Raw genomic sequence first — 12,546 nt, 5'->3', positions numbered from 1 at the left:
CGGTTCTATTCGCATTCCTAAAATTAATACAAGGAGAATTATATGCGTCTTAACATGCTGTCGGCTGCTATCGGTCACCATGTACTTCAGTCGGCTGATGTTTATGCAAGCTTCGGTGTGAATAACGCTGTAATTAGCTCTCACGATATTTCGGAGCATGAGCAAAACATGCTTGGCCTGGATGTTTCAGCCCGAGACGGGGACGACTCCCTTGATATCGCAAAGCCAGACAACTCTGAAAGCCTCGAAGAGGAACAAGAGGAAGAGCAAGAAGAGTCCGAAGAGGAGCAAGAAGAGGAAGAGGGCGGCGACCCTTCGGAACCCGACTTTGTGCCCCTTGGTGAGCCCTCAGAGGAGCTGAACAAGGCTTCGGAGCAGCTCGACGAATACGCCGCAGGCTTCGACCAGATGCGCGCACAGGCCGTTAAGGCGGGCCTCCCTGAGGATGTGGCCGACCGCATCGAATCCGAATACGAGGAGAACGGGAAGCTATCCGAAGATTCGTATGTACAGCTTGAAAAGGCCGGTTATTCCCGTGGCTTCGTCAACAGCTTCATGCAGGGTCAAGAGGCCCTGGCCGAGGCTTTCGTGGGCAAGATCATGGACTACGCCGGTGGCCGTGACCAATTCAACCGGGTGTGTAAGCACCTCCAGGCCAACAGCCCAGATGCCCATAAGATGCTTGCCGCAGCGATTGAGCGCCAGGACCTCGAAGCAATCCGTACCACTATCAACCTCGGCATGGCGAGTCAGGCTAAGAAGTTCGGCAAGACCCCAGCGCGGACTATCAATCGGCGCGCCGCAGCACCAACTAACCGAACTCCAGAGGGCCAAGAGGGTTACACCTCGCAGGCCGAGATGATCAAGGATATGAGTTCCACTCAATATCGTGAAGATCCAGTGTTCCGGGCGAAAGTTGAAGCCCGTGTAGCGGCTGCAAGTTGGTGATTTAAAACCCCTCACTATTAGCAACAGGACTTACTAAGTGGCTTCTTTCGAGGCCGGTCCTGTTGCGCCTTAACGAATTCCAAAAGAGGAAACAAAACGAACTAACAGAAGGAGAGATTAATGGCTAATGCAAAAGGTGGTCAACAAATCGGCGCTAACCAAGGTAAGGGCCAATCGCCAGCGGATAAGTTGGCGCTGTTCCTGAAAGTGTTTGGCGGTGAAGTTCTGACCGCATTTATGCGCCGCGCTGTAACCATGGATAAGCACATGGTGCGAACCATTCAAAACGGCAAATCGGCTTCGTTCCCGGTAATGGGCCGCACTGGCGGTTACTACTTGGCCCCTGGTGAGAGCCTGGACGACAAACGCGGGGATATCAAACACTCCGAAAAGGTTATCCAGATTGACGGCCTGCTGGCTTCCGATGTCCTGATCTACGACATCGAGGACGCTATGAACCATTACGACGTTCGGGCGGAATACTCGGCGCAGCTCGGTGAGGCCCTGGCAATTGCCGCTGACGGTGCGGTTCTGGCCGAGATGGCAACTCTGTGCAACATGCCAGACGCTGCTAACGAGAACATCTCCGGTCTGGGCTCGGCCTCTGTGCTGTATGTCGGTAAGGCCGCAGACCTGTCGGACCCTGCAAAGCTCGGCCTCGCGATCCTGGCTCAACTGACCATCGCACGAGCGAAGCTGACCAAGAACTACGTCCCAGCGGCTGACCGCAAGTTCTACACCACCCCGGAAAACTACTCGGCCATCCTCGCCGCTCTGTTGCCAAACGCTGCGAACTTCGCCGCGCTGACCGATCCTGAGACCGGCAACATCCGCAACGTGATGGGCTTCGAGGTTATCGAGGTGCCACACCTGACCGCTGGCGGTGCTGGTGATGACGCTGCGGGCACCAACCGCAAGCATGCCTTCCCAGAGACCGCAACCGGTGACGTGAAAGTGGCCCTGGATAACGTTGTGGGTCTGTTCAACCACCGTTCGGCTGTTGGCACCGTGAAGCTGCGTGACATGGCACTTGAGCGCGCTCGTCGCTCCGAATACCAGGCAGACCAGATCATCGGTCGTTATGCCATGGGTCACGGTGGCCTGCGTCCAGAAGCTGCCGGTGCGCTGGTCTTCGGCACTGCACCAGTGGTTAAGAAAACCGCGTAACACCCAAGAACACACAACCCTCAGGGTCCTTAACGGGGCGCTGAGGGTTTTTTTTATCTCGAATTTAGGAGGACTCAATGGCGCGCTCTATCGAAGCAACGCTTGAATCTGACGAGGAGTTAGGGGCAGTCAACGACATGCTTGCAGCAATCGGGGAGAGCCCCGTTAGCTCCCTCGAAGGTGACCCAAACGCGGACGTGGCGAACTGCCGTCGCATCCTGGCAAAGATCAACCGAGAGGTCCAGGCAAAGGGCTGGACGTTCAACATTGAGGAGGGCGCAACGCTTCTCCCTGATCAGTTCTCGGGCCTTATCACGTACCTATCCGACTACCTGAAGATAACCACGTCTGGGGGCTCTCTGTACGTGAACCGGGGAGGGTTCCTTTATGACCGGCAAGCTCGAACAGACGTATTCAGAGCCCCGGTAACCGTCGATCTCATTCGCCTACGCGACTACAACGAGATGCCCGAGTGCTTCCGCTCCTACATCGTTGCGAAGGCTGCCCGCAAGTTCAACATGAGCTTCTTCGGGGCCGGGGAAATCGAAGGGTCACTTGCAGAAGAGGAGGCCACGCACTGGGCCAGCGTTCAGGAGTACGAACTGGACTACGGCAATTTCAACATGCTTGACGGTGACGCCTTCGTGGGCGGTCAGATCGGTCGAGGCTAATAGGGAGGGCTCTATGGGTCTCGTTTCGCAAAGCATTAAGAACCTCAAAGGAGGTATTTCACAGCAGCCCGACATTCTACGCTTCAGTAATCAGGGTGAGTATCAAGAGAACGGATGGTCTTCGGAGACTGAAGGGCTCCAGAAGCGTCCCCCGACCACTTTTATAAAGCGTCTTGGAAACATTGGCCTTTACGGAGCAAAGCCTTTAATCCACTTGGTGAACCGAGATAAGGCCGAGCAGTACTACATGGTTTTCACAGGGACTGAAGTCAAGGTCGTGGACCTCCAGGGCCGGACGTATCAGGTTCGTAATTACAACGGCTATGCCAACTGCAACAACCCTCGCGATGACCTCAGGTTGATAACCGTCGCTGACTATACGTTTGTGGCGAACCGCACCCGTAAGGTCGAGATGAATTCAACCGTCACCCAAGCGGGCTACCCGGCGCTGTCCTCGCGGGCAATCGTTAACGTCCGGGGTGGTCAGTACGGAAGGACCCTGACGGTTACTGTTAACGCTGAGGTGGTCGCTACGGTTCAGATGCCTACGGGGGCCAGTGTGGCGGACGTAACCCAGACGGACGCTCAGGTAATCGCTAACAACATAGCCTCACAGATCAACGCCAAGCCGAACTGGAAGGCAGAGGCGGGGCCCGGTTGGGTCCTGATCGAACCAAAGGTTCCCACAGTAGCTATTGAAAAGATCGTGACGGCGGACGGGTACGCTAATCAGCTTCTTTCCGCGTTCATCTATCAGGTCCAGACCTTCAACAAGCTGCCTCTACAGTGCAAGGATGGTTACCTTGTCGAGATCACCGGGGAGGCTACTCGCTCGGGTGACAACTACTGGGTCCGCTACGATGCCAAAGGGCAGGTTTGGAAGGAGACGGTTAAGCCTGGGATTATTGAGGGCTTCAAAGCGGAGACCATGCCTCATGGCCTTGTGCGGGCCGCCGATGGGCAATTCGACTGGCAGCCGCTCCCATGGGTCGGGAGAACCTCAGGGGATGATACGACTAACCCCATGAGTTCCTTTGTCGATAGCACGATCAATGACGTTTTCTTTTTCCGTAACCGGCTTGGGTTCCTTTCCGGTGAAAACGTGATCATGTCGAGGACCTCAAAATACTTCCACTTCTTCCCGGCCTCGGTGAGCGTCCTTAGTGATGATGACCCGATTGACGTAGCGGTATCCCACAACCGCATCTCTATTCTGAAGTACGCCGTCCCCTTTTCTGAACAGCTCCTGCTGTGGTCGGATCAAGCTCAGTTCGTACTGACTTCGCAAGGGATCATGTCGTCCAAAACGATCCAGTTGGACCTCACAACGGAATTCGATGTTAGCGATGGGGCCCGTCCCTGGGGTATCGGGCGCGGTGTTTACTTTGCGTCTCCCCGAGCGTCCTTCACGTCCATTAAGCGGTACTACGCGGTTCAAGATGTCAGCTCAGTGAAGTCCGCTGAGGACGTGTCGGCGCATATTCCAAGCTACGTACCGAACACGGTCTTCAATATCCACGGATCAGGTACGGAGAACTTTATTTCCGTCCTGTCTGACTCGGATGAACGCAAGGTCTTTCTGTACAAGTTCCTGTATCTGCGCGAAGAGCTGGTTCAACAGGCTTGGTCCTTCTGGACCTTTGGGGAGGACGTTCGGGTACTGGCTTCTGCGTCTATCGGGTCCTACATGTACCTAATCCTTGAGAGGGCCTTAGGGGTGACCTTGGAGCGTGTCGAGTTCACGAGTAACACCGTGGACTTCGTACAGGAACCTTACAGGGGTTACATGGACATGAAGAAGGTCGCAAAGGTCGCTGAGTACAACGAGGACCTTAACGAGTCGTACCTGAACCTTCAGGACCTCTATGGGGGCTTTCCGCACCTGACAACTGCGTTCTATACCCTGGACCAGAAAGGCGTATTGGAGCGCCACGAACCTAAGGGGGCCTGGAGTGTTGACCCTCGGCTAATCCTTGTCGGAGACCGCAGAGGCCAGACTTTCATTGTCGGCCAGGAGTACGCCTTTCAGTACGAGTTCAGTAAGTTCCTCATCAAGCAAACTGCTGACGATGGCACAAGCGCAACAGAGGACATTGGGCGGTTGCAGCTCCGGCGTGCCTGGGTCAACTACGAGTCTTCGGGTTTCTTCCAGGTCAACGTCAATAACGGGTCTTCTGAGTACATTTACCAGATGGCGGGGGGACGGTTGGGCACAGAAATCGCGCTCGGCTCGCTTGTACTCGGTACTGGTCAATTCAAATTTCCGGTGACAGGGAACGCCAGGATGCAGCGGGTCATTCTCTACAGTGCAGCCCCGGTGCCTCTAAACATCATTGGCGCAGGCTGGGAGGGTAACTACACCCGCCGTTCCGCAGGCGTGTAGGGACTTAAAAGCCCTCACTATTACTGACAATAGGGAGGCCCAACGCATGTACAAAGTAAAGGCAACAAAAGGTGATCTATGGGCGGCGGCTAACGACCTATCCCGTGGTGACCTCACAGAATTCCACTCGCTTCAATCAGGCCGAAACCCCCTCGACGTGATCCCTAAATACCTCGACGAAACGACCCACGCGATTAAGTGCGGGTCTCTCGTCCTGGCGGTTGGGGGGCATGCGCGGGGGAACATCTGGTTTGTTACTACGAACGTTGTAGAGATGCTCTCTAAAGGGGAGCGGTTCCGGTTCTACAAGATCCTCAAGGACCACCTACGAGGCATCAAAGAAGCCGCTCCAGAGGTACAACTCGGCAATATCGTGTCGGCTGATAACCACGCCCATATCCGCCTCTTAAATGCACTCGGTGCGACTTTTGCACGGGGCGTCGTTATGAGTCCAGCGGGGTTTCAATTCCGCCAATTCTGGATATAGGGAGGTAATCAATGTGTGAACCCGTTTCTATCGGTTTGGCGGTCGTTGCAGTTGCAGGGGCCGCTATGGGGGCATCTGAGCAAGCAAAGGCCAAAGGCGCGGCAACCGATGCTCAGCGAAAGAACCAGCAAGAAATCATCAAGGCAGCAAACGCCGCAGACGCGGATTCAAAGCTTGAGACCGTGGATAAGGCCGACGAGGCCCGCCGTCAGTTGACCGAAGTGAACCTTCAAGCGCTGCGCAACAAGGGGACCATTAACGCCGCAATTGGCGAGGCGGGTTTCTCTGGGAACTCAGCAGATCGACTGCGCCGCTCGGTGGACAACGAAGCTTCAGCCGAGAAAATGAACATCCTCGACAACTACGAGCGCGACTATGCGGCCCTCTTTCAGAACCGTATCGGCGCCGCTGAGAACGCTCGTTCCGCTGTCCGTGGTGGAGGTGGTCAGGGGATGAAGATCAACAACGTAGCCAACGCGCTAAACATTGCTTCGGCTGGGTTTGGTGGGTACGCCGCAGGGGAAAGCTACTCGGCTTCTAAGGCAGCTAAGGGGGCAGGTACTGCAAAAGGAGGTTAATCGATGGCACAGAATGAAATCGCCCAGGCATTAGCCCAGGCACAGCAAACGACAGCAAGGCGTAAGGGGTTTCAACCAGGGCGTGGTGGTCTTGGCTTGAAGCCAGGTGTGATTCAAAGCGACTTCCAAGGTTCCGGTTTTGGCAACGCCATGGCCGAGTTTGTGAAAAGCTCCGGGGATGCCTATGGCGCCTATGAGAAAAGCGCTCAGCTAAAGGCCGACGAGCGTTCAAACGAGATCATCCGAAAGCTGACCCCCGAGCAACGGCGGGCGGCAATTGCAGACGGGACGCTTCTTTACAAGGACGACCCCTACGCTATGGACCAGCTGAGGCTGAAGTCTGGCCGTAATGCGGCTTACGAGGTCGATAACGAGATACAGCAAGAAATCCAGAAGGGAAGCTTCCGCACTCGCCAGCAGCTCGAAGAGTACCGCGCCACTCGCATGGAGATGCGCTCTAAGAGCTATGCCGAAGATGCCGGAATTGACCCTAACGACACGCTGTATCAGAAGGGTTTTAACTCGGACATTGTGCAGCGCAACGCGGCCCTTTACGACCTACACGGTCAATGGCTCTCAAAGAACTTTGAGGCCCAGGCAATCGTTGAGACCCAGGCGGACATGGCTCCGATTCTGGACGACCCTAAGGCACTCGGTAATCCGCAGTCGGCTGACTACTTCACCGGGTACATAAACACCGGCCTTGAGTCAGGTCTGTTCCCCAGCGATGGGCATGCCGTTAGGGCGCTCCAACAGATCACTTCTACAGCGGTCAATAGAGAGGGCGGTACGACCCTGTTAGACGCTATCGGTGACAAGACGATAAACGTCTACGGTGCGCAGCATCGGGTTAAGGACCTTCTCGGTCCAGAGGTCTACGAGAACCTTAGGGTTCGGGCTATGGAGGCGTCCTACACGCGGGACTCCAAGCGGAATGAGGGTTTCCAGCTCGGCCTGCAGAACGCTATCAATCAGGTCGATCCGGCTGCGGGCTGGCAGATGCTGAACAAGCTTGAGCAGGCTAACGACTGGGTTCAAGCAGGGCCCGAGATGACGCCGCAAAGGCAGGCGCTGATAACCGCAAAGGCTCAGCTCTCCAATAAGGTCGCCTTGGCATCCCAGCAGGGTCTACAGAAGCTTCAGCAAGCCGCACAGGCGGATAACAGACAGCTTGTGATTGACGATGCCTACACCCGTCGAATCAACAAGGAAAACGTCGCCGTAGATCCTCGCTTTCTCCCAGTTAACGAAGTTACGGGTGAGTTCAAGTCGAGCGATATGGCGGCCTATGCAGCCAAGAAGCTGAACCAGATCGACGCTCTTCAGATTCCTGACCAGATGAAAGATCAGATGAAAGCGGCCTTACTTCGGGCGGACTACGACAAGGGACCCTTTCAGGCTGCCTTTGGCGCGCTCATTACGGACGCCTCTCGTGAATGGCAAGGGGCCTTGTTGCAGCCCGAGACGCCCCAGGAGATGCCACGCCTGAGAGAGCTTCAGCGAGCTTATCAGGAGGACCCCGCGACCATCTCTCAGTTGTTCCCAGAGCAAGCGGGGCTATTGGAGAAGTTGCGCTACGCCGCAGAGTCTGGCCTTGAGCCGTCCGTACTGATCGACGCAGAGAAGTCCAAGAAAGGCCTGAGCCCCGATGAAACTAAATACCGAAACGAGCAATGGGCAGCCATTAAGAACGACAGCGGGGCCAAGGAATTGAAGTTCCTCCCAGGGTCGTTTGAGACCCAGGCCCGTGCAGTGTTTGACGCCGTTGTTCAGCGTTCCGGTGATTCCAATGAAGCCTCCCGAGCTGTGAGCGAGTACCTCAAGAAAACCACAGTGTCCTTCGTCGAGGACAACGGTTTCACCAGCTCGGACAGCTTCCACGGGATGGTATCCAAGCGGGACCTAATGACCGACCCAAACGACGTGGCGAGCTGGGAGACCGGCAAAGCCATCATTGACGAAACCTTGCAGACACTGCGCAAGGACTCCGACTGGTCAGCAGGCGGTTTAACCGTAGAAAGCAACGGCGGAAACCTGACTATCTCGAACCTTACGGGCCGTCGCTTGAGGATCTCGAAGGAAGCCTTGCAGAACATCGCACGAGACCGCGCAGCGGTTGCCCAGCACGAGAAACTCGAAGCGGGGATTAAGTCCGCCGAGAAGACTCAAGAACTCCACGAGCGCTGGATTCTGGGAGGTGGCCGCAAACAGTAAGTAACTAAAGGAGACCTATGAACATTAAAGAAGAATATGCCCAGGTACTGGCAAACGGCACCCCTTATGATGGTCTGATCCGCCAAGAGGCAGACCGCCAAGGCGTCCCCTATGAGTACGCCCATAAGCTGATCTTCAACGAGTCCCGGTTTCAGCCCCGAGCCAAGAGTAAAACCGGCCCGCTGGGCCTCGGTCAGTTCACAGAGGCGACTGGTAAGGCTTACGGCCTTATGACCCCTGAGGACCGTATGGACCCTAATAAGGCAGTCCCTGCGGTGCTTCGGGCTATCAAGGACCTGTCCAGCGCTTACGGCGGGGACCTTCTCAAAGCTGGCCTTGCCTACAACCAGGGGAACGGGCGTTTAGGTCGTCCACAGCTCGAAGCCCTGGACCGTGGGGACTTCTCCAAGATCTCCCCCGAGGGTCAGAACTACATGCGCAACTTGCTGGACGTGTCCGGCGATAGCCCTTCGCGCAAATACTTCGATGCCTTGGAGGTGACCGACCCAGGTATTCACCCAAAGGCTAAGGCTGTGTCCTTTGAGGAGGCCACCAGAGGAACCACAGCCACCAATCCGATACACGTAGGGGAGGGCTTGCCGGGCCTCGGCGCAATGGGCCTCAAGGGTGGCGAAGCTCCCCAGACTCAACAGGACTTCATTACCCTCTCTAACCGTATCGGCAAGCCCGAGCGCGGTATCTTTGATGGCACCTGGGAGGCCACCAAGGCATCCGTCGCAACCTCTCCAGTGCCCTCCATCGCTCGCTATGTGACTCAAGAAGACGTTGATCCGCTTGAGTGGGTCAAACCACAGGATACGTCCTCATGGGGGCGCGAGGACTTCGAGAACATCGCCAAGGAAGGTGTTGACCCTCAGTATTTCAGCTTCATCGTTGACTACTCCAAGGGCAAGCGCGAGAACCTCCCCCAGGCTATCGCTATGGCTCTCGAAAACATGGCATACGACCGCCGTATCTCCCAGACAGGGGCCGGTGCGCAAATCGTTGGTGGGTTGATCTCCGCAGGCGTGGACCCTATGACCTATGCGCCCATTCCTGGGACTGGTGGGGCTCGCTTGGTCTCTCGCGCTGCACAAGGGGCAATGTACGGTGCTGCTGGTGCTGTGGCCTCTGAGGGGCTCCGTGAGATGGCTACGGGAATCGACGGGCACTATTCAACGGCAATCGTTGGAGGCGCTCTGTTCGGCGCTGGGGCATCTGCATTGTTCGATCGGGCAGCAGCAAGGGCGGTGCCTCAACGGGTAGACATGGACGACGCACAGCTGGCAAAGATTCTTGAGCTTCACGGAGAATCGGCCTTGCCTAATGAGTTGATCCCACTTCACCCGGATATGATGCCGGACGGGAACGACTACTTCCCGACAGCTACCCGCCTGGAGGCCCGAGAGACTGCCAGACAGACAGGTCAAGAAGACCCGAGCCGTTTCCCTTGGCAGCCTGGGGAGGAGCCCCAAGAAGCCTTTGGGGTCCCCTACGTCGATCATCCGAACGAGCCGGGAGCTGTACGCCTTCAAGACGGTTCGATCCTTTCGGCCAACAACCCGTTAAACCCCAGGACCCTTCAAGAGGCCGCTCAGTACATGCCCAGCGAGCGAGCCGCTAAGGGGGTCTCTATGGGTGGGTTTACTGAGATCGGCTACACGCTGTTGCGCTCTGAGAATGAAGCTGTTCGGGACATTGGCGGGCAGTTGTTTCGATCCCCAACAGGGACCCAATCAGGTTCTAACGGGAGGTTTGGGGCCACCGCTTCGGACATCATTGAGCGCATCCAGGGCGGAGACCATCTGACCTACAACAAGATGTCGGAACAGCTCTTAGAGGCCATCAAAGACCCTCAGTACGCTATGGGGTCAGGCGGCCGGCAGGCAGCTATGGACTTGGTACAGCGCCGGGTAGCTGAAGCCATCGAAGACCAGACAGGCCGCAAGTGGTCTCAGCTCAGCCGCAAGGAGCAGACCTACGGGGAAACAGTACGGGGGCACTACGACAGAAAGGCGGACATGCTGGAGTTCCCGAGCCAGTTCGGCAACCACAGGGCAACCGCGATTCTCCCAGAGACCCGGCACGCGGGCTCGTATATCCCTAACGTCTACTCGACTGCCTCTAAGGCTCTGCATATTCAGCGCTTCGGTGACGAAGAGGGGCTTCAGACTGCAATCAAGGATAGCTGGCTGGCTTCCTACCAAAGCCGCCCTCATGTGAAGACCCGAGTGGACCGGTTCCTTACGGAGCAAGCCGCCAGGGAAGGGCGCACTTTGGACGCCGCACAGTTGGAAGCAGCAGTTCACAAGTACGCCACTGACAAAGCCTATGGCATTGCGAAGACTGACGACCTAATGAGTCCGAACCTCTACGACAACGCGGATGGCCTGACAGGTGCGGAGAACAACAACTTCCTTGAAGGCCGTCACCTGTTTGATTCTGACCTGTCCATTACGATGGCCGACGGTGCAGACTTTGCGGTCAATGACCTGCGGGAGTTTGATCTTTCCAGACTGACCCCCAGCTATGACCGGCGCGTTAATGGTGATATCGGGATCATGGGGGCAACCGGCCAGACCACCGAGGCGCTCAAAGAGCAAATCCGAGCGATCAACACCAAGAGCCCCTTGGAGCGCAAAGCTCTGGAGGATTCCCTAAACATCCTCACAGGTCGGGCGCGGCGAGATCCTGAGGGGGCCTTGGCGACAGCTTCACGGGCCCTCACGGACATGAGCTTCTTCGCAAAGAACGCCTACATGGGCGTGCAGTCAATCACAGAGGTTGCCGGGATGGTCACTAAGGGGCATACCCGAATGCTCCTCAATGGCGTGCCGCTCCTCCGTGACATCGTGAACTATGGGTCGGCTATTAAGCCTAAGGATCTCGCTGAGCTGCATTCGTTGGTGTTTGGCCGTGAACTGGACAACTCCATACGGCCACGGCGGACTGACATCGTGGACCGCTTGAGGGATCAGGCTCAGGCATCCCCAGCGACTGCCCAGGTAGTGGGAACGCTCAAGTACGTAACAGGTGAGCTGTCGGCGCGATCTCCGTTCACCAAGTTCCTAACGGAGTCTTCGAACTACATCATGGATGCGGGCCGCTCGGGTGTCCTCTCTGACCTCGCGAATCACGTACTGACCGGAAAGCCTTCTCGGCTCTTTGAGACTGAGCGTCTTCGCTCCATGTCGATCACCCCCGAGCAGTTCGAGGGGATCAAGGCTGTTGTCTCCCAGCACATCACCAAGAAGCGGGGAGGGGGCTACAAGATCACCGATAAGGAAGCCTTCCAGCGTGACCCTCGGGTCATGGACTTGTGGCGCATGGGTGACAAGATTGCTGATGAAGCCATTCTTCGACCACATAAGTTCTCTTCGGTTGATACGGAGTCCTACGGTGCAGGCGTCAAGCTCGCTATGCAGTTCAAGAACTTCACCATGCGCTCGGTTAACTCCAGGCTGGTCCGAGGGTTCCATGATGCGACGAAGAACGGGCGAGCCATTGACCAGACTATGCAGGCCGTTCTGTCCTCAGGACTGGCTCTGTCCATGTACGCGGCGATGAAGTACACCCAGGCGGCGGGGATGCCCAAGGACCAGCGCGAGAAGTTCCTAAAGGCATCTCTTGATGAAAAGATGCTTGCCTATGCCGCGTTGTCCCGTAGCTCTCACATTGGCGCCCCGTTGGGCCTGCTGAACATCGTAGCGGCTCCTTTCGGGTTCGATCAGGGGGCTATGGTGCGCTCGTCGATCTTGCCCCGTGGGCCCAAGGAGAAGCCCCAGGACGGAGCCATGAAGTACGCTGCTACCAAGTCAGACGACTTTACGGGGTTCCTTGGCCGTGTTGCCGAGCAGGTGCCCGCAATGGGCGTCTTAGCGAGCGGCTATCAGGTTGGCTACAACGCTTTCGGGGCTGCTGGTACAGATTCCCGTAGAGCTGACCAGGAGTACATGACCGGGGTCTTTAACGGGCTCCGTGGGCTTGTGCCTAACGATCCGATCTCTCAGAAGCTCCTGTTGATGATCATGGAATCTCAGGGCGTAGAGATTCGCTAAAGACAAAAACACTCACTATTAGGACCCGGCTTGCATAGCG

General features: G+C 56.5%; 8 protein-coding genes. All 8 read left to right on the top strand.

The features are described 5' to 3' along the window. The first annotated feature begins 42 nt into the window (after nt 1–42). Nucleotides 43–948: a capsid assembly protein gene (locus GV819_RS15840; RefSeq protein WP_218579757.1), complete on the top strand. Its 906-nt coding sequence runs from the start codon at nt 43–45 to the stop codon at nt 946–948. Between the two features lie 120 nt (nt 949–1,068). Further along, on the top strand, nt 1,069–2,115 hold the full coding sequence (locus GV819_RS15835; protein ID WP_161756998.1) for a phage capsid protein: 1,047 nt from the start codon (nt 1,069–1,071) through the stop codon (nt 2,113–2,115). A 77-nt stretch (nt 2,116–2,192) separates the two neighbouring features. After that, entirely contained in the window at nt 2,193–2,786 is a 594-nt protein-coding gene (locus GV819_RS15830) for a phage tail protein (protein WP_161756997.1), read from the top strand. 13 nt (nt 2,787–2,799) lie between these two features. Then, nucleotides 2,800–5,169 (top strand): hypothetical protein, encoded by a 2,370-nt coding sequence (locus GV819_RS15825; RefSeq protein ID WP_161756996.1) that lies wholly within the window; start codon nt 2,800–2,802, stop codon nt 5,167–5,169. Nucleotides 5,170–5,215: 46 nt separating this feature from the next. Beyond that, nucleotides 5,216–5,656 carry a phage protein Gp13 family protein gene (locus GV819_RS15820; protein ID WP_161756995.1) on the top strand — a complete coding sequence of 147 codons (441 nt, stop codon included), beginning with the start codon at nt 5,216–5,218 and terminating at the stop codon, nt 5,654–5,656. Between the two features lie 11 nt (nt 5,657–5,667). Then, nucleotides 5,668–6,234, top strand: coding sequence for a virion core protein, T7 gp14 family (locus GV819_RS15815; RefSeq protein ID WP_161756994.1), 567 nt, complete (start codon nt 5,668–5,670; stop codon nt 6,232–6,234). 3 nt (nt 6,235–6,237) lie between these two features. Further along, nucleotides 6,238–8,448: a hypothetical protein gene (locus GV819_RS15810; RefSeq protein ID WP_161756993.1), complete on the top strand. Its 2,211-nt coding sequence runs from the start codon at nt 6,238–6,240 to the stop codon at nt 8,446–8,448. Between the two features lie 17 nt (nt 8,449–8,465). After that, nucleotides 8,466–12,506, top strand: a complete 4,041-nt coding sequence (locus tag GV819_RS15805) for a transglycosylase SLT domain-containing protein (RefSeq protein WP_161756992.1) — start codon at nt 8,466–8,468, stop codon at nt 12,504–12,506. Nucleotides 12,507–12,546 lie beyond the last annotated feature (40 nt).

Origin of the sequence: Pseudomonas sp. Fl5BN2, assembly GCF_009908205.1 — a bacterium.
Classification (GTDB): Bacteria; Pseudomonadota; Gammaproteobacteria; order Pseudomonadales; family Pseudomonadaceae; genus Aquipseudomonas.
This window is presented reverse-complemented; position numbering and strand designations above follow the sequence as displayed.

Bases quoted from the DNA above. Each gene is read 5' to 3' on its own strand.
- GV819_RS15840 (WP_218579757.1), top strand. From the start codon at position 43: ATGCGTCTTAACATGCTGTCGGCTGCTATCGGTCACCATGTACTTCAG.
- GV819_RS15835 (WP_161756998.1), top strand. From the start codon at position 1,069: ATGGCTAATGCAAAAGGTGGTCAACAAATCGGCGCTAACCAAGGTAAG.
- GV819_RS15830 (WP_161756997.1), top strand. From the start codon at position 2,193: ATGGCGCGCTCTATCGAAGCAACGCTTGAATCTGACGAGGAGTTAGGG.
- GV819_RS15825 (WP_161756996.1), top strand. From the start codon at position 2,800: ATGGGTCTCGTTTCGCAAAGCATTAAGAACCTCAAAGGAGGTATTTCA.
- GV819_RS15820 (WP_161756995.1), top strand. From the start codon at position 5,216: ATGTACAAAGTAAAGGCAACAAAAGGTGATCTATGGGCGGCGGCTAAC.
- GV819_RS15815 (WP_161756994.1), top strand. From the start codon at position 5,668: ATGTGTGAACCCGTTTCTATCGGTTTGGCGGTCGTTGCAGTTGCAGGG.
- GV819_RS15810 (WP_161756993.1), top strand. From the start codon at position 6,238: ATGGCACAGAATGAAATCGCCCAGGCATTAGCCCAGGCACAGCAAACG.
- GV819_RS15805 (WP_161756992.1), top strand. From the start codon at position 8,466: ATGAACATTAAAGAAGAATATGCCCAGGTACTGGCAAACGGCACCCCT.